The organism is Paenibacillus sp. FSL H8-0168 (genome assembly GCF_038592955.1).
In the GTDB taxonomy this organism is placed as follows: Bacteria; Bacillota; Bacilli; order Paenibacillales; family Paenibacillaceae; genus Paenibacillus; species Paenibacillus polymyxa_B.
Genome location: NZ_CP151948.1, coordinates 4,427,028 through 4,445,226 on the forward strand (window position 1 = coordinate 4,427,028; position 18,199 = coordinate 4,445,226).

Annotated in this window: 12 protein-coding genes and 1 tRNA gene; 2 read left to right on the forward strand and 11 right to left on the reverse strand. The window is 46.4% G+C overall.

The features are described from left to right. Positions 1 to 4: 4 nt before the first annotated feature. The 7 genes from lon to MHI21_RS19565 form a co-directional block, all read right to left on the reverse strand. Positions 5 to 2,341 carry an endopeptidase La gene (lon, locus tag MHI21_RS19535; RefSeq protein ID WP_061828821.1) on the reverse strand — a complete coding sequence of 779 codons (2,337 nt, stop codon included), beginning with the start codon at positions 2,339 to 2,341 and terminating at the stop codon, positions 5 to 7. Positions 2,342 to 2,451: 110 nt separating this feature from the next. Further along, positions 2,452 to 4,179: an ATP-dependent protease LonB gene (lonB, locus tag MHI21_RS19540; RefSeq protein ID WP_061828822.1), complete on the reverse strand. Its 1,728-nt coding sequence runs from the start codon at positions 4,177 to 4,179 to the stop codon at positions 2,452 to 2,454. 215 nt (positions 4,180 to 4,394) lie between these two features. Further along, a complete protein-coding gene (gene ispG / locus MHI21_RS19545; protein ID WP_025718670.1) occupies positions 4,395 to 5,513 on the reverse strand; it encodes a flavodoxin-dependent (E)-4-hydroxy-3-methylbut-2-enyl-diphosphate synthase in 1,119 nt (372 codons plus the stop codon). A gap of 110 nt (positions 5,514 to 5,623) precedes the next feature. Continuing rightward, positions 5,624 to 6,880, reverse strand: coding sequence for an ATP-dependent protease ATP-binding subunit ClpX (gene clpX, locus MHI21_RS19550; protein ID WP_013311623.1), 1,257 nt, complete (start codon positions 6,878 to 6,880; stop codon positions 5,624 to 5,626). Positions 6,881 to 6,892: 12 nt separating this feature from the next. Continuing rightward, positions 6,893 to 7,483 (reverse strand): ATP-dependent Clp endopeptidase proteolytic subunit ClpP, encoded by a 591-nt coding sequence (gene clpP / locus MHI21_RS19555; RefSeq protein WP_016324659.1) that lies wholly within the window; start codon positions 7,481 to 7,483, stop codon positions 6,893 to 6,895. 410 nt (positions 7,484 to 7,893) lie between these two features. Continuing rightward, positions 7,894 to 9,207, reverse strand: a complete 1,314-nt coding sequence (gene tig / locus MHI21_RS19560) for a trigger factor (protein ID WP_342418754.1) — start codon at positions 9,205 to 9,207, stop codon at positions 7,894 to 7,896. Between the two features lie 143 nt (positions 9,208 to 9,350). Beyond that, complete coding sequence (locus MHI21_RS19565) at positions 9,351 to 10,187, reverse strand: hypothetical protein (RefSeq protein WP_043882563.1); 837 nt, start codon at positions 10,185 to 10,187, stop codon at positions 9,351 to 9,353. A 329-nt stretch (positions 10,188 to 10,516) separates the two neighbouring features. Here MHI21_RS19565 and MHI21_RS19570 point away from each other — a divergent pair. Together MHI21_RS19570 and MHI21_RS19575 are read left to right on the forward strand one after the other, a co-directional pair. After that, a tRNA-Arg gene (locus MHI21_RS19570) sits at positions 10,517 to 10,590 on the forward strand. Positions 10,591 to 10,994: 404 nt separating this feature from the next. Further along, entirely contained in the window at positions 10,995 to 11,759 is a 765-nt protein-coding gene (locus MHI21_RS19575; protein WP_160789894.1) for an exodeoxyribonuclease III, read from the forward strand. A gap of 87 nt (positions 11,760 to 11,846) precedes the next feature. Here the strand turns inward: MHI21_RS19575 and MHI21_RS19580 are convergent, their stop codons facing one another. Genes MHI21_RS19580 through MHI21_RS19595 form a run of 4 tightly spaced genes read right to left on the reverse strand, consistent with a single transcriptional unit; the run spans position 11,847 to position 18,180 of the window. Further along, the gene (locus MHI21_RS19580) at positions 11,847 to 15,080 is read right to left on the reverse strand and encodes a cellobiose phosphorylase (RefSeq protein WP_342418755.1); all 3,234 of its coding nucleotides are present in this window, start codon (positions 15,078 to 15,080) and stop codon (positions 11,847 to 11,849) included. An 18-nt stretch (positions 15,081 to 15,098) separates the two neighbouring features. Beyond that, complete coding sequence (locus MHI21_RS19585) at positions 15,099 to 16,445, reverse strand: GH1 family beta-glucosidase (protein ID WP_342418756.1); 1,347 nt, start codon at positions 16,443 to 16,445, stop codon at positions 15,099 to 15,101. A 23-nt stretch (positions 16,446 to 16,468) separates the two neighbouring features. Then, positions 16,469 to 17,287, reverse strand: coding sequence for a carbohydrate ABC transporter permease (locus MHI21_RS19590; protein WP_103050151.1), 819 nt, complete (start codon positions 17,285 to 17,287; stop codon positions 16,469 to 16,471). Continuing rightward, the gene (locus tag MHI21_RS19595) at positions 17,287 to 18,180 is read right to left on the reverse strand and encodes a sugar ABC transporter permease (protein ID WP_103050150.1); all 894 of its coding nucleotides are present in this window, start codon (positions 18,178 to 18,180) and stop codon (positions 17,287 to 17,289) included. Before MHI21_RS19595 ends, MHI21_RS19590 begins: the two co-directional genes overlap by 1 nt. Between the last annotated feature and the right edge of the window lie 19 nt (positions 18,181 to 18,199).

Sequence of the window (18,199 nt, forward strand, 5' to 3'; positions counted from 1 at the left end):
CTCTCTAATGTACCCTTGCCTGCTCAACCAAAGCATGCTTTAGCACCTGATCCATATGGGCAACGGGGACAAATTCAACATCCTGCCGGATACTGTCGGGAATATCCTTCAAATCCCGTTCATTATCTTTGGGAAGCAGAATTTTTTTGTAGCCTGCCCGATGGGCAGCCAGCGACTTCTCTTTCAAACCACCAATCGGCAATACTCGGCCGCGCAAAGTAATTTCGCCTGTCATAGCTACATCCTTGGATACATGACGGTTGGTCAAAGCTGAAATTAATGCGGTAGCAATAGTAATTCCCGCAGATGGGCCATCCTTCGGAATCGCACCCTCAGGAATATGAATGTGGATATCATTTTTCTCATAAAAGTCCAGTTCAATGCCCAGATCAACTGCTTTGGAACGAGTGTAGCTGAATGCCGCCTGGGCAGATTCCTTCATAACGTCTCCCAGTTTACCCGTAAGAATCAGTTTACCACTACCAGGTACGACCGTCACTTCAATCATCAGTGTTTCACCACCGACCTCTGTCCATGCCAAGCCTGTAACCGTACCGATCTGATCCTCCAGTTCTGCAACACCGTAACGGAATTTAGCGATACCCAAATAATCCTTCAGATTATCCGGTGTGATTTGAATCGGCCCTTCGCCACCAGATACAACGGACTTCGCCGCCTTGCGGCACAGAGAAGCCATTTGCTGTTCCAGATTCCGCACACCGGATTCACGGGTATATTCACGAATGACACGCAGGAGCGTATCCTCCCCGATGACCAACTGTTCCTCGTTCAAGCCATGCTCTCTCTTCTGCTTGGGCAATAGGTACCGATTGGCGATTTCCAGCTTTTCCAGTTCGGTGTAGCCTGGAATATAGAGTGTCTCCATACGGTCCATTAGCGGACGCGGGATGTTGTGTGCAGCATTGGCTGTCGTTACAAACATTACATTGGACAGATCAAACGGCAGCTCGACAAAATGGTCGCTGAACGTATTGTTTTGTTCAGGATCAAGCACTTCGAGCAATGCCGCCGATGGATCCCCCCGAAAATCGGAAGCCATTTTATCAATCTCATCCAGCAAAAATACCGGATTAGACGTTCCTGCGGTCTTCATCCCTTGAATGATCCGCCCCGGCATCGCGCCAACATAAGTCCGGCGGTGACCACGGATTTCCGCTTCATCCCGCACACCTCCGAGAGAAATGCGGACAAATTCCCGACCCATGGATTTGGCAATCGAACGGGCCAACGAGGTCTTGCCGACCCCTGGCGGGCCTACGAGACACAGAATCGGTCCCTTAATGGTCTTCACCAGCTTGCGCACAGCCAAATACTCCAATACACGTTCCTTCGGTTTATCGAGTCCGTAGTGGTCGTTATTGAGTACCTCTTCAGCTTTGACGATATCCAGATCATCATCGGTAAACTTGTTCCACGGCAAGCTTAACAACCAATCAACATAATTACGGATGACGCCACCCTCGGCAGAGCTTGCCGGCATTTTTTCCAGACGATCGATTTCCTTTTCGACCTTCTCCTTCACCGGAACAGGTAACTCCAGTTCACTTAGCTGGTTGCGCAGTTCCTCAACTTCTCCTGCGCGGCCTTCCTTCTCGCCAAGTTCCTTTTGAATCGCCTTCATTTGTTCACGCAGATAATACTCCTTCTGCGTCTTCTCCATTTGCTTCTTCACACGCTGGTTGATTTTACGTTCCAGCTCCAGTACTTCACGCTCATTGTTCAAAATATCCAGAAGCTTCTCCAGACGCTGAGTAACGTCGACCGTCTCCAGTATATCCTGCTTTTCCTTAATTTTAAGCGTCAGATGACTTGTAATCACGTCTGCAAGCCGCCCCGGCTCTTCAATATCGGATACCGCAGCGAGAGTCTCCGGTGTTACCTTTTTGGACAAGTTGATATAATGCTCGAACTGAGTTAATACAGTGCGCATAAGCGCATCCGTCTCAGGCTGTACGTTTTCTGCCTCGTGCAGCTCCTTCGCCATTACCTCGTAATATTCTTCATTGTCCGTATATTGAATAATCTCGGCGCGTTCCAGCCCTTCCACCAATACTCGAATGGTTCCATTAGGAAGCTTGAGCATCTGGCGTACCTTGGCTACCGTGCCGACTCGAAAGATGTCCTCTTGTGTAGGTTCTTCAATATTTACTTCTGATTGAGAACACAGGAGAATCAAATTGTCTTCAACCATCGCTTTTTCCAAAGCCTTGACCGATTTTTCCCGGCCCACATCGAGATGCAGAACCATGCTCGGGTAGACCAGAAGTCCTCTTAAAGGCAGCAAAGGAAAACGACGACCTTTTGTCTTGGTGGGTCCCATCGCTTTCGCACCTCCAGTGATTCTCAGGTTCCGGATTTTACAATCCTCACGTTGTTATCTTTCATATTTTATCAAATGTTTTATGAAAAAACCAATGAAAGGGTGGTTCATCAGCAAGATCCTGTATCTGATATCGTCCCGTTATGCGTTCCATCAGCCTGTAACAAGGAAGATTGGGATGGGCGAAAAGTCTCAATTGGCGCATGCACAGGCAAATCTGACGTCATCTCTTCCCCAAACACATGTCGGAACACTTCGGTAACTGACTGTACAGGAATGACTTTTAAACCCTCAATACCGTCAAAAAGAGCTTGCCAGTTGTCCTGCGGAATGATCACCTTTTTAGCTCCAGCCTGAAAAGCGGCTTCAACCTTGGCTAATACACCACCAATCGGTTTGACACGACCATGGATGCTAACTTCGCCAGTCATAGCAATTTCATGATCCACCGGAATTCCCCGCATCGCGGAAGCAATAGCTGTTGCCATTGCAATTCCTGCGGACGGGCCATCTACTGGCGTACCCCCAGGGAAATTGATATGCAAATCGTAATTCGATGGAGACAATCCGAGCGTACGCAAAACGGTTAGAACATTTTCCACAGAACCTTTAGCCATGCTCTTACGGCGCAGCGTGCGGGACCCACCTCCAATTTCTTCCTCATCCACGACCCCCGTAATATTATAAATTCCCTTTCCCTCAGGAACCGGAACTGCTGTAACTTCAATTTCCAGCAGCATCCCCATGTTCGGGCCATATACAGCTAATCCGTTAACGAATCCGATTTGCGGCAAGCCCGGTATTTTTCGGTCAGGACGTGGTTGAATTTGACTGCTGCCCGCTACCCATTCCACGTCGGAAGCATTGAGACGCTCCCTTTTCTCGGTAAGTGCCAAACCAGCAGCCAGCTGGATCATATTGACCGCTTCCCGACCGTTCGTTGCGTAACGCTGTACAACTTCTACCGCCTCAGGGCAAGGGCCAAAGCCTAGCTTGTGGACAGCATCCTCTGCAATACGAGCAATCTCTTGTGGCTGCAAGGCACGGAAATAAATCTCCATGCACCGGGAGCGAATCGCAGGTGGCAGTTCATGCGGCGAACGGGTCGTCGCACCTACCAAACGAAAATCGGCTGGCAAACCGTTTTGGAAAATATCGTGGATATAAGCAGGAGTGTTCGAATCTTCCGAGTTGTAATACGCACTCTCCAAAAATACCTTGCGATCCTCCAGTACTTTCAACAGTTTATTCATCTGCGTTGGATGCAGCTCACCAATCTCATCAATGAACAGCATACCCCCATGCGCCTTCGTCACAGCTCCGGGCTTAGGCTGCGGGATTCCCGCCACCCCCATCGCTCCTGCCCCTTGATAGATTGGATCATGCACTGAACCTATCAGCGGGTCCGCAATACCGCGCTCGTCAAAGCGGGCCGTCGTAGCATCAATCTCCGTGAATTTGGCATCTCCCTTGAACGGGGAGGACAGATTCTTCTTAGCCTCTTCCAGCACCACGCGTGCAGCAGCCGTCTTCCCTACACCCGGCGGGCCATAAATAATGACATGCTGCGGATTCGCACTACATAACGCTGCCTTGAGTGCGCGCAGTCCGTCCTTCTGACCCACGATATCCTGTAATGTGGCAGGACGTGTGCGTTCAGCCAACGGCTTTGTAAGTGAAATAGAGCGCAACTTGCGCAGCTTATCCAATTCCTTGCGGGATTCCCGATCCACCGCACTACGGTTCGTTTTCTGGCTCCGCAGGAGGTTCCAGAAATACAGACCAATTACAATCCCGAAAAACATTTGCACCAATAACAAAATCATAGTCAAGTCCATCGTATTTCCTCCGTTTCTCATCTCAGCAATTTGAAAAATGCCGCTCTATGAAAAACAGTATTTCCTTTTCCGCGATAGCTAAACGGCGGTCTTTCAAAAGATCAGAGAGAAATACAAAAACGCCGTGAAGAACAGTTCTGTAGCAGAGCTGCTCTCCACGGCGTTTAAATGATGACAATAGATTATGACTATGCCTCTTTATATAACTGCTTTGCCTACACCTTCTCGGCGGTATGACGTTCTTCACGTCCAGGGATTTTCCCTGTTTCCTCATAAGCCTTGACGATGATATCAATTTCTTTTTTCAATTCGTCGACCATATCAGCCTCTGGTACTTTGCGAATCATTTTTCCATAACGGAACAAAAGGCCTTCACCGCGTGCCCCAGCAATTCCGATATCAGCTTCCTTCGCTTCACCCGGGCCATTTACTGCACAACCCAGTACTGATACTTTAATCGGTACCTTGAGTTTTGCAATGTAGTCCTCCACCTCGTTGGCAATAGAGAACAGATCTATATCCAGACGTCCACACGTCGGACAAGAAATCAGTGTAGCTGCGTTTGTGATCAATCCAAATGTCTTGAGCAACTCACGTGCTACCTTCACTTCTTCCACCGGATCAGCACTGAGCGAAATACGCATTGTAGAGCCGATGCCTGAGGCCAGCAAAGCGCCCATACCTGCCGCGCTTTTAACCGTACCAGTAAAGAGCGTACCCGCTTCGGTAATACCCAGATGGAGCGGGTACTTAATAATTTCAGCGGCCTTCGTATAAGCTGCAATCGCCATAGGAACGTCAGACGCTTTCAGTGACACAATAATGTCATGGAAATCAAGTTCTTCCAGTATCCCGATATGATACAGTGCGCTTTCTACCATCGCTTCTGGCGTAGGGTAGCCATACTTATCAAGTAAATGCTGTTCCAATGATCCGGCGTTCACACCAATCCGAATCGGAATCCCTTTTTCCTTACATGCCTTCACGACAGCTTCCACTTTTTCACGTCGTCCAATGTTACCTGGATTAATGCGAACCTTATCAATTCCATTTTCAATTGCCAGTAGAGCCAGCTTGTGATTAAAGTGAATATCTGCAACCAACGGAATATGAATCCGTTTTTTTATTTCCTTAATGGCTGCGGCAGCTTCCTCATTGTTGACGGTAACCCGCACCAGTTGACATCCAGCTTCTTCCAAGCGAAGAATCTCGGCTACAGTCGCTTCCACATCTGCTGTTTTGGTTGTACACATACTTTGGATGATGACTTCATTGCTGCCGCCAATCGTCAGATTCCCGACTTTAACGGGACGTGTGTCTTGTCTTAAGAACATGTACTTTTCTCTCCCATTAACGCCAAACCTCCACCCCTTAAAACCTCATACAGGTTTAGTGAAGTGGAGATCCGGCTTCTCATGTTTTAGAGATCGCGAAGTATCAATCCTTAGGCGCTCTCTTCTTGTTTTTTATCCTTATCTGTACCACCGAGTTCCGGTGCAATTTTGTCTTTTACAACCTGCTCATTGATGACGCAAGTAGTCACATCCTCACGGGAAGGAACCTCATACATTACGTCCAGCATAATACCTTCGATGATCGCACGAAGGCCACGGGCACCCGTGTTACGCTTGATCGCTTCACGAGCAATGGCTTCCAGAGCATCTTGCTTAAACTCCAGTTGCACATTATCCAGTTCAAGCAGCTTCTGGTATTGCTTGGTTAACGCATTTTTCGGTTCGGACAGAATACGAACCAATGTGTTCTCATCAAGCGGCTCCAGCGTAGAAATTACTGGCAAGCGTCCTACAAATTCCGGAATCAGGCCGAATTTCAAAAGATCCTCAGGCAATACCATTGAAGTATATTCGCCTGGTTTCAGATCTTTTTGTTCGCTAGTAGCGTTGAAGCCGATAACCTTTTTACCGATACGGCGTTTGATCATTTGCTCCAGACCATCAAAGGCACCACCGCAAATGAACAGGATATTCGTGGTGTCAATTTGAATGAACTCTTGATGTGGATGCTTGCGACCGCCTTGCGGAGGTACAGAAGCAACTGTGCCTTCCAAAATCTTAAGCAACGCCTGCTGTACACCTTCACCCGATACGTCACGCGTAATGGACGGGTTTTCGGATTTGCGGGCTACTTTATCAATTTCGTCAATGTAGATAATGCCGCGTTCGGCTTTTTCCACATCATAATCGGCAGCTTGAATCAGTTTCAACAAAATATTTTCAACGTCTTCACCCACATAACCTGCTTCCGTAAGGGAAGTGGCATCTGCGATAGCAAAAGGAACGTTCAAAATTTTAGCCATGGTTTGCGCAAGCAACGTTTTACCCGAACCAGTAGGTCCAAGCATCAAAATGTTACTTTTTTGCAGTTCCACATCATCAATTTTGTTTTGAGTATTAATACGTTTGTAGTGATTATATACCGCTACAGACAACGATTTTTTCGCTTGATCCTGACCAATGACATATTGGTCCAGAATGTCACGGATTTGCATTGGTTTCGGAATGTCTTTCAGATCTACTTCTTCTTCATGACCCAATTCCTCTTCTACAATCTCCGTGCACAACTCAATGCATTCGTCACATATATATACGCCCGGTCCAGCAACAAGCTTGCGAACCTGATCCTGAGATTTACCGCAGAAAGAACATTTCAATTGTCCTTTTTCATCATTAAATTTAAACATAGAGCCACCCCTTTACAGATTAATCGGTTTAGACAGCACCTGGTCAATGATACCGTATGCTTTTGCCTCTTCCGCTTCCATGAAGAAATCCCGGTCAGTATCACGTTCGATTTTTTCGAGGGGCTGACCCGTACGCTCTACATAGATTTGATTCAGCTTAGCACGTGTTTTGATAATCCAGTCCGCATGAATCAGCATATCGGAGGCTTGCCCTTGAATGCCACCGAGCGGCTGATGGATCATGACTTCACTGTTGGTAAGCGCGTATCTCTTGCCTGGCGCACCCGCTGTGAGCAGCAACGAACCCATACTTGCAGCCATGCCTACACAGATCGTCGATACGTCCGGCTTAATGAATTGCATTGTATCATATATACCCATGCCCGCAGTTACAGAACCGCCTGGCGAGTTAATGTACAAATTAATATCCTTCTCTGGATCTTCCGCAGAAAGGAACAATAACTGTGCAATGACGAGATTGGCGACATCGTCATCAATCGGGCCACTTAGGAAAATAATACGATCCTTAAGCAACCGCGAGTAAATATCGTAAGATCGTTCTCCTCGATTCGTTTGTTCCACAACCATAGGGACGAGACTCATCACGACCAACCTCTTTTCTTTATTAAAATGAACACCTGTATTCATCCGCTTCCTTATGTCCCATTAAAACGGAAGCAGCAAGCATGAAACGTGAACACCTTACAAAATATTTTAACATGTTCAGAGTCTCGTGTCATATTTGCATGCGCTCATATATGCAGTGCGGGCTGTTTAAAGTACACTCTGCCGAGACCTTCTCATATTTAACCATGTTTCGTATGTATGTGCAAATATACGGTAGTGACTTATGTAAAACAAAAAACACGACTCACAGCACTTTCCATAAACGACTAAAATTTGGGTTACCAAAGGTAAAAATAAGGCACGTAACTTTCACTACGTGCCTTATCCCTATCTAATTGCTACGTTGCAGCTTGTTACAGCATACTCCGTATATTTTATCGTCTGAATTATTCAGCAGCTTCAACTGGCGCTTCTACTTCTTTGCTGTTTTCCACCAACAAAGCAATCGTTTTGCGCAGTGAAATTTCTTCTTTCAGGTTAGCGAACGAGCCGTTACCTTCCAGAATGCTGCGGATTTCCTCAACTGAACGTTTGTAAGCTTCAGCCATGTTTTTCAGTTCTTCATCAATTTCCGCTTCGGAAACTTCGATGTTTTCTGCTTTAGCCACTTGCTCCAGCACGAGGTTGTTACGTACGCGCTTCTCAGCATCAGCTTTCATTTGCTCTTCCAGGTCTTCCTTGCTTTGACCAGAGAATCCGAGGAACATTTCAAGGTTCATACCTTGGCTACGCAAACGGTTGTCGAAATCGCGAACCATGTTTTGCACTTCGCTCTTCACCATTGCTTCAGGAATGTCGATTGTTGCATTCTCAGCAACTTTCTCTACTACAGCACCCTCGCGGGCTGCTTTAGCTTCGTTTTCCTTACGATCCAACAATTGCTTTTTCAAGTCTTCCTTGAATTCAGCCAGTGTGTCAAATTCGCTTACATCTTTAGCAAATTCATCGTCCAGTTCAGGAAGAACTTTGCGTTTCAGTTCGTGAACCTTCACTTTGAATACCGCTTTTTTGCCAGCGAGGTCAGCAGAATGGTAGTTCTCAGGGAACGTTACTTCAACGTCCTTGGAATCGCCAGTGTGCAAACCAACCACTTGCTCTTCAAAACCAGGGATAAATGTGTTAGAGCCCAGTTCCAAAGAATACTTCTCAGCTTGTCCGCCTTCGAATGGTACACCATCCACGGAACCGTCGAAGTCAATAATAGCTGTATCACCGGATTGAGCAGCATCTTCATCAACGACAACCAATTCAGCATGACGTTGTTGCAGGCGCTCCAGTTCTTGAGCCAGTTCTTCGTCGCTTACTTCGAGTTTGCTTACAGGCACTTCTACGCCTTTGTAATCGCCCAAAGTCACTTCAGGTTTAACAGTAACCTTTGCTTTGAATTTGAAAGATTCGCCTTTAGCAAATTGATCAATTTCAACGTCAGGGCTGTCAACCGGGAAGATGTCTGTTTGCTCTACAGCTTGGCTGTAAGCTTCTGGCAACAGGATGTCAATTGCATCCTGGTACAGACTTTCAATACCATAGCGTTTTTCAAAGATAGGACGTGGTACTTTACCTTTACGGAATCCTGGTACACTTACTTGTTTTGCCACTTTATTAAAAGCTTTGTCGAGTGCAGCGGCTACACGATCCGCGTCAACCTCAACTTCAAGAACCCCAAGGTTCTTCTCTATTTTCTCCCAAGTTGCTTTCATTTTATGCTTTCCCCTCCAACAAAATCTTCACTTAGTTTTCATTACAATCAACGCACACAAAATAACCACTATAGTATATCTAACATTACTGTCTTTTTCAAGAGCAGCCCTTTGAATGCTTCACAGGTAAACGTTTCCGGTCATTAAGGAGTGTTCATTCCCGCCGCTACGAATAGTCGCATCGACCGATACGCCTGCTCAAAACGGAAGCGCAGCGCATCTGTAATACCATATATAGCACGGGTTTCTTCCTCATTATTATTTCCGTTCAAACTTTCCGAAACTGTCTGATGGAGTGCTGCAGCCCAAATATCCGGCATTCCGTCCTCTTCCACCAACATTGATCTATAATCTTTTGTACCGTATACCGCCATCACAAACTGTGACCACAACTCCTGTGCAAAATAGAATAGTGTAGGCTCGTGCACCTCAGTTTGATCGGCCACCCGTTCCAAAATACGCATAATAGACTCTGGAAAATCACCTGGCTGTAACGGAACCGTTTCAATGTCGATTTCCGCTTGTTCATCACCCCGTCTGATTTCTATCGTCCCTTCCATTCCGCGTCGTCGCATTGTCTGTAGAACACGGAATTGAAGTAAGGGATGGATTTCCCGTTCCGTAATCCAGCGAAGCAAGGCATCGTCGATTTCTGGCAGTTCCAGATAGGACAACTGCTCCAACGCTAAAATCGTCTGTTCGGATAAGGGTTCATCCATAGCCATCCGCAACAGCTTGTTGCCGTAGCCTGCATCCTGCTCCTGCTTAAAGCGTGCATGACGGCGAGCTAACTCTACTTCACTGACCTCTTCTTCCACAGCGTCCGTTACCGCCCCGCTGTCAGCGTACTGTGGAAATGCAGCCTCCAGCCATTGTAATAGAGCGTTCCATTCATCGTATTGCTTCTGCTCCTGTCCCTGACACTGCATTAAAAAACGCAGCATCGCCATCGCCTCTCCGTAACGTTCGTTTTCAAGCATCACAGTAAGTTGAATTTGATAATAGTCCAGTGTCTTCGGAAACAATACAATATTATTTTCTTTTGTCGTCACCTTGGAGTCCTTTATTCAAGGCACCCCCTCTCCTTCGCAAGCTCAAGTATTTGTAGATTATATGAGAAACAGTAGCCGAAGTCCAACCACTCGTCTTACACATATTCACCTGTATTCTAACATACCCTTTTATAAGGCAAAAAAAACTACGTCTACTCAGAATTTATGCTGTATAAAGCCTAAATAAGCGATATATGCAAAATAAGACTTGAATTTCTTTTATCCATATGATATATTAATATTCGCTTGAATTTTATGTCCCAGTAGCTCAGCTGGATAGAGCAACGGCCTTCTAAGCCGTCGGTCGGGGGTTCGAATCCCTCCTGGGACGTCATAACAAGAAGCCTCCATAATGGAGGCTTTTTTTGTTTTCATGAGATAAACCACGGGGGAACGTCGGGTCATCGGTATCGTTAGCCTATACTTCGCAGCCGACCATAGGGAGAGTATCTCTCTTAATAATTACACCAAAAATAGCTTCCGCAAGGGAGCTTTTTTTCATTATAAATAATGTAGAAAGATTAGTCTGCCCATCACTACTTTAGGCGCTGGTTTCAAGTCTCTACTCTTTCAAAAAAACGCAGAAATTGCTATCATCTATCATGTTGCACCATTTCAGGACCATTTTGATGAAAAACCTATGAAATCCAGCTAGAAGACATTTATAAGCTTATGTCAACAAAGGATATACAAATCACATCGCTTGACCGCGTGAATTAGCAAGGAGATTAACAAATGAAATTAATATCTTGGAATGTAAACGGCTTAAGAGCCTGTGTGACCAAAGGGTTTTATACTTATCTAGAAGAAACAAATGCCGATATTTTTTGCGTACAGGAAACCAAGCTTCAAGAAGGGCAGATCCTCATGGAGAACATGGAGGAATACACACAATACTGGAATTATGCTGAGAAAAAAGGATATTCCGGCACGGCTATTTTCACCAAAATCAAGCCGCTTTCTGTGCACTATGGCCTTGAAGAAAATGAAGAACCGGAGGGCCGAACCATTACTTTGGAATTCGAAAAATTTTATCTCGTCAATGTGTACACACCGAATACCAAACGGGACTTATCCCGACTACCCTACAGACTGGAATGGGAAGACCGTTTTCGCAGCTACCTGCAACAACTGGATGCTTTGAAGCCTGTCATCGTTTGTGGGGACTTGAACGTAGCTCATCAGGAGATCGACCTCAAAAATGCCAAAGCCAACTACGGAAATGCCGGATTTACGCCTGAGGAACGGGACAGAATGTCACAGCTACTAGACGCCGGATTTATAGATACCTTTAGATACTTTTATCCTGACCGGACGGATGTTTATTCCTGGTGGTCCTACATGCCAAAGGTGAGAGAAAGGAATATCGGCTGGCGGATTGATTACTTCCTCGTCTCGGAGAGACTTCGTCCGCTATTGATGGATGCGAGCATTGATTGTCATATTACAGGCAGTGACCACTGCCCTGTGATATTGGATTTGAAAGATATTTCAGCATAGGTCCCCCTGCCCTAACACAAGAATTTATGAAGTCTTAAAAAGCCGTCATGCTCTGTTATTGCAGCATGACGGCTTTAATTAATGGAGCTATTTCCCCAAATATACCTCGATACGGGAAATCAACCGCTCTCTCACATCTTGCGCCTCTTTTTGATCTAATACAGCCTGGCTTATCGTCTTCTTTTCGCCACTGGCGTAATGCAGTACATACTGGGTCACTATGCATTCCGGTGCATAAGTATCCTTGCGATCCGTATTAAAATAAGTCACCTGGCAGCTTCCGAGAAAACAGAAAGATAGCTCACCTGTAGCTGTGAACAGCCAGCCTGGCAGCTTGGGCTCCAGTCTCAAGGATAGGCCCCTATGATCATAGCCAAACGGTTGCCCGCCGGTCATCATCCATATCCACATATGAATAAATTCTGCCGTAGATCCGCTCAGCCTCGCAATATATCCCGTTCCATGCAAACTTGCATCAGGATTAGCAATACTAGCAATAAAGGAGCTGTTCTCCAGCGTGCTTCTTCCGTAGACCTCTGGGTCCATAAAAGGCGGTAACGCTTTTTTAATGTCTGAAAAAAATTCAGTGTATAGACCCGCCCTTAAACACTCAAGTAAATATTTATATTCCATATGCATAAATATAGATTCATTTTCTAGCCAACCCGGCGTAAAAGCTCTGGAACGACCGAGTTCAAACGGCTGCCCCGCCAGACTTTCATTCACCTTATACATGCCCAGCTTCCTGTCGTAAAGTCCACTCTGCCTGATTTGCCGATACAGCTTCTGCCCATTTACAATGTCACCAACCACTTTCATAGCCCGGGTCGGTCCCTCCAGAAAATATGGTGTATCCTTACGTTCGAAGGAATGTATGTTTACGAGCTTGCCCCCGCAGTCATCCTCCTGTACCTCGAATTCTCTGGCTTCATAATAAAAGAAGGTTGGGTATATCCCCTCACCGATAAGCAGAGCCTTATCCATCCCCTGTTGGAGCTTACGTTCAGCCTGGCGCAAAAACACCAGTACATCTTCAAACGCTAGTGGTGTTTCTGTTCCTTCAAATCCAAAACGAATCGATTCGCGGTACGCTTCTCTAGCATCCGAAATTCGTGACCAGAAGCTGTAATCCTTGCTTTCATTCCTGTAATCAGCCTCATCCGAAGCGTGGTAGTATTCCTCCATTGTGAGCCTTAGCTGTTGGATCAACTTAGCAACTTCTCGCGGCAACCGTAGCACAGAATCGCCCGAAAGCTTCACCTGTGTATTTATTAAAAATCTTACGAGTCTCTGTAATTCACACAGTTCACTGAATCCAGAAGCAAACAGCCCCGGAAGTCCGTTCATGGAATCATTCCATCCCGGCTTGCCCGCCTCCATCTCAATTCCCAAGCCCTCCGGGTCCAGCGTGGACAGCTTGATGGCTGCTAATGACAGCAGCTTTTCATATAAATTTGACTTATAAATCTCTCCGCTTCCATGTTCGGTTCGAACCCAATGAACATCGCGATCCCGGGCGTGCAGCTGAGCTTCTTTCTCCTTGCTCTCTACGACCGCCCCGTACTGACGGATACGTCCGTCCTTCATCTGCACGTATTTGTTTCGACGTGGCTGTACCCATGCCGGACTGTCGTAATACATGTACTCTCGGGTCGTTAGCAAGAGTTCCTCTTGTTTGTCTGGATAGATACTTAGATAACTTTCGATTAGATCCATGTTATATGTCCAATGGTCGATCCAGAAACCTTCACCAAAATCAGCCTCATAGCATTGTTCGGAATGCTTGAGAGCTTCGGTTACAAACGTCTCAACCGTTTGCTTTAGCGCGATGTTGTCATGAATGATATGTTGAATCAGCTCACCCGGGGTGAACGACGATTGAAAAAAAGCACGCAAAGACGAATGATCTGCCACCTCCACCTGTCCCAGCAACGGTTCCAGCTCTCGTATTTGAAAGCTACACCCCTTTACAACAAGCGGATTATAGCCGTCCGGCTGAATCAGGCTCATAAACAAACGGATATTGAAATCTCCTATGCCGGGGTTAAACCACACATCATTTCTCCGGTTCTGGTTTGCATCGCGAAAATTACCATTTCCTTGAGAATAATATCCCGCCTGGAGCTTAAAGAAATTATAGTCCCGTTCCAGATCCCCATGCTTGCGTGAAAATACATGATATACAAATGGTTGCTCAGTGCCGTTGTCCAGCAGCAATGGATAACCACCACGTAACAGGTTATCCAGATAGTTCTGACGGCAGTATTCGTCAAATAACGGAATGGATGTCCGCGTTGCCATTTCATCCGTCAACTCTTCGATCAACGCTTTGGCTTCCTCCGCCTTCCGCTCGATATAAGGCATGGTTGCGATTTCCGTAATCCGTTCATTGATAGAGTGAATATCATTCACATGCCCGATGATCGTACAGTGATTGACGGCAGTACCTGCCGCCAGTCGTGCTGTGTAGCCGCTAAACCCACAAGGCACTTTATTCGTCGTCACAGGCTGCTGTGAAACCAAGTCTTCGACGCGTGTTTGGATAAAGCGATCCGGGAAGGTCAGTGCCGTATTTTCACCAAATATTACGGACGGATCGACAATTGGACTCAATAGCCTGGTCTTGCCCTCCTCCTCCACAAAGCTGTACATAAAATGTCCCGCTTCAATTTGATGAATCTCACTTGTATCTGCTGTACTTCCACGTACCTTATAGTAAGGAATGCTATTGTTGAGATTATACACATCCATCCAGCTTTTCAGTGTATGTCCAAGCTCCTTGTATGCCGCATTATCAATACCGAAGGGCAGTACGGCAGGCATGCCGTCCAGCACCTCCAGTTCAAGCTCTTGAGCGGAATGATTGACAATCTCCACCTTGCGCACCAAAGCAGCGTAACTTTCATGAGGAAGTGTGAAATATTGCACACGCACCTCAAGCCCTGTGTCTGGATTAGAGCTGTGTATTTCCAGCATATGGCGGGATATCAGCATTTTTTGCTGTTCACGCTCCACAGGATGCACAGCCGAAAATGGCTCCACATAGCTCCACTCCCCCTGCATCTTCACCTTTAAAAACGTTCGAAAGCCATGTATCGGCACGAGACTATAGCTGCGGTTGGCCGGAAAAAACTCCATGATTGCTCCATTCTTATCCTCCACACCAAAGCTCGCAATTCCTTGTCCACGATTAACATAATACGCCCACAGAGGAATTCCCTGAACACCAGCAATACCGGGTAGAAAACTGGAAAAGGGCTTAGCCTGCGCATAATTCTCAATCACAAAACGTCCTTGATCGTCAAAATAATACTGCTGCATCGTGCACCCCTTTTCTATTTAAAACCCGTTATTCGCCATCACTTGCTTGAACCACAGCGCACTTTGTTTGGGTGTCCGTTCCTGCGTGTCGTAATTGATGTGTATAATACCAAAACGTTTGCTGTATCCCCAGGCCCATTCAAAGTTATCGAGGAATGACCAGACAAAATAGCCCTTAAGATGACCTCCCTCCCCAATAAAGCGATGGCATGCCTTTAAATGTTCCTCAATGTAATACTGACGTCCAATGTCCTCAATCTTTCCATTCACCAGTTCGTCCTTCATCGCTGCTCCGTTTTCCGTAATCAGGATGGGTAATCCCTTGGAAAAATCCTTCTCAATCCGCGTTAGCAGCTTATAAAAGGATTCAGGGTGAATCTCCCATCCCATATCCGTTACCGGTTCCTCTATGGAAACCTGCTCGACCTGAAGCAACGAAGCGTCTGTAGTCGCTCGAATGATACTGCGGGCGTAGTAGTTGATGCCCAAAAAATCCCCTGGCTGCTGAATCAGCTCCATATCACCAGGCTGTACAAAATCCAATCCATTCAAGTGCGCCCCGTACCATTCCACCATATCCTCAGGGTATTTCCCGTTAAACAATGGTTCGGCAAACCATCGATTAATAAAACCATCCCGCCGGACAGCAGCGGCTACATCTTCGGGGTGTTCAGAGGCTGCATCGACATGCTCCATGTTCAGCGTAATACCGATGTTGCCCGTCAGGCCCTTTTCCTTGTGTAAGTTCATGGCTATCCCGTGACACATCAGAATATGATGAGCGGCAGTAAAGGCTTCCCTCCAGTTCTCATGGCCGGGGGCATGCTCTCCTGTGCCATAGCCCAAAATAGAGGCGCAGTAGGGCTCATTTATCGTATTCCACCAGCTTATACGCTGTCCAAATCGATCCAAGATTACAGAAGCATACGTTTTAAAATGTTGGATAATCTCTCGCTGCGTCCAACCGCCTTCGTCCTCAATCCACTGCGGTAGATCCCAATGATACAGCGTCAGCATTGGAATTAGCCCGGCCGACTCAATCTCATCCAGCAGACGCTCATAGAAGAGCAACCCCTGTTCGTTAACCACGCCGGGTGCGGGAATAATGCGCGGCCAGGCCACGGAAAAACGGTAATGTAAAAAGCCAAGTTGCTTCATTAATTGCACGTCTTCCTTAAAGCGGTGAAAATGGTCACAAGCCACATCTCCGCAGTCCCCTCCTATCACCTTCCCGGGTGCTCGACAGAAAGTATCCCAAATAGAAGGCGTTCTTCCTTCCTCATCCACGCCACCTTCAATTTGATAAGAAGAGGTCGAAGTTCCCCACATAAACGTGGTGGGGAATGTATAGGTATTCTCACTCATACTTGGTATCATCCTTTCAGGAATCAAGACTTCACAGCTCCGGCCATTGCACCGCCGACAATAAAGCGCTGGAGGAAAATATACAAAATAACGAGCGGTAGTGTAACAATCAGAATGCCGCAAGCGAGCAGCGGCCAGTTGTTCATGTATTGTCCGTAGAAGGAGAACAATCCCTTGGTCACTGGCTGATAAGCAGGATCAGACAAATAAATAGTAGGACCTATAATGTCGTTCCACGCCCCAATCGCTGTCAAAATAATGCCTGTCGCCAACACCGGCTTCATCAGCGGGACAAGAATTGTAAACAAATATCGTGAATATCCGCACCCGTCCATGGCAGCCGCTTCATCCAGCTCTCGGGAGACAGACTTGATATACCCCACAAACATCAGAAAAGCGATGCCGGTACCTGTTGTTTTCAGCAAAATAAAACCAAGCTGGGTATTGTAAAGTCCCAGGCTATTAATGAGAGCAAATTGCGGAATCAGCGGATTCGGGAGATACATGGATATCAGGAAAAACACATAAAAGAAGGTGCTGTACTTAACGTATCCCCGCGCCAGCGGAAAAGCCGCAAACACGGATATAATCAGTGTTAATAACGTAGATACACCTGTATACAAAATGCTGTTCCACATATATTGAGAGAAGTTTCCTTTTTCCCAAGCATCCATGAAATTCTCCAAGCGTATACTCTTGGCTAGAGCTACAGGGTCCATCAGATACTCACTTTGAGTCTTCATCGATACATTAAAAAGGTAGAAAAGCGGGAACACATACAACGAAAGCATGAGCAGTACGATAATGTAGCTCAGTATTTTGGCTCCTTTGGTACTGCTCATTACATTTCCACCTCTCTTCTACGTAAGTAATACAGGGCAATCATAGATACCGTAAACACGAACACGAACTGGATCATAGCAACTGCGGAAGCAAGGCCGTAATCTGACGTCCCAGTACCAAAGGCAGTTGCATATACATCAAACGCAAGTGTCGTCGTGTTGAATTTACCACCTGTCAGCACATAAATAATGTCAAAGGTCTGCAATGCGCCGATAATGGACAGCAGCATATTGACGGTAAAGGAAGGCGCAATCATCGGAAAAGTAATATTTTTGAACGCTTTCCATCCAGAGGCACCGTCCATATACCCTGCTTCGTATAAGTCACTGGGGATAGATTGGAGTCCGGCTAAGAAAATAGTCATCGAGTAACCCATGTACATCCAAATTTGCACAAAAATAATTAACTCAAATGCAATATCGTAATCCCCGAAGAAGTTGGAGCTGGTTCCAAAAAAGTTCATCAAGGCTTGCGCAGGACCCCCAAGCGGATTGGCAAGCAGTTGCCAGATCAGGCCGGATACCGTTACCCCGAGCACAACCGGCAGGAAAAATACAGAGCGATACAACATATCCCCTTTGAGCTTTTTATTAATAAGGATGGCCATGAACAGCCCTACTGCGTTTTGAATCACAACCACCGCTACGGCAAAATATAAGGAACGGCCAATGGAAGCGATGCGATCTCCAGAGTCGGAGGAGGTGAAAAAGGTCGTGTAATTCTCGAATCCGATAAAATGCCACGTCTGCCCCGGAACCCCGGTAGCATCTGTAAAGGAAAAAAGCACGGTTACCATAGAGGGTCCAAAACCAAGAAGCAAATAGAGCAGCACCGGAATACTCAGCAAAAGATAGGGCATTATCCGGGCCGCACCCTTTCCGAAGGGATACATGGGTCTCACACCTTTTTAC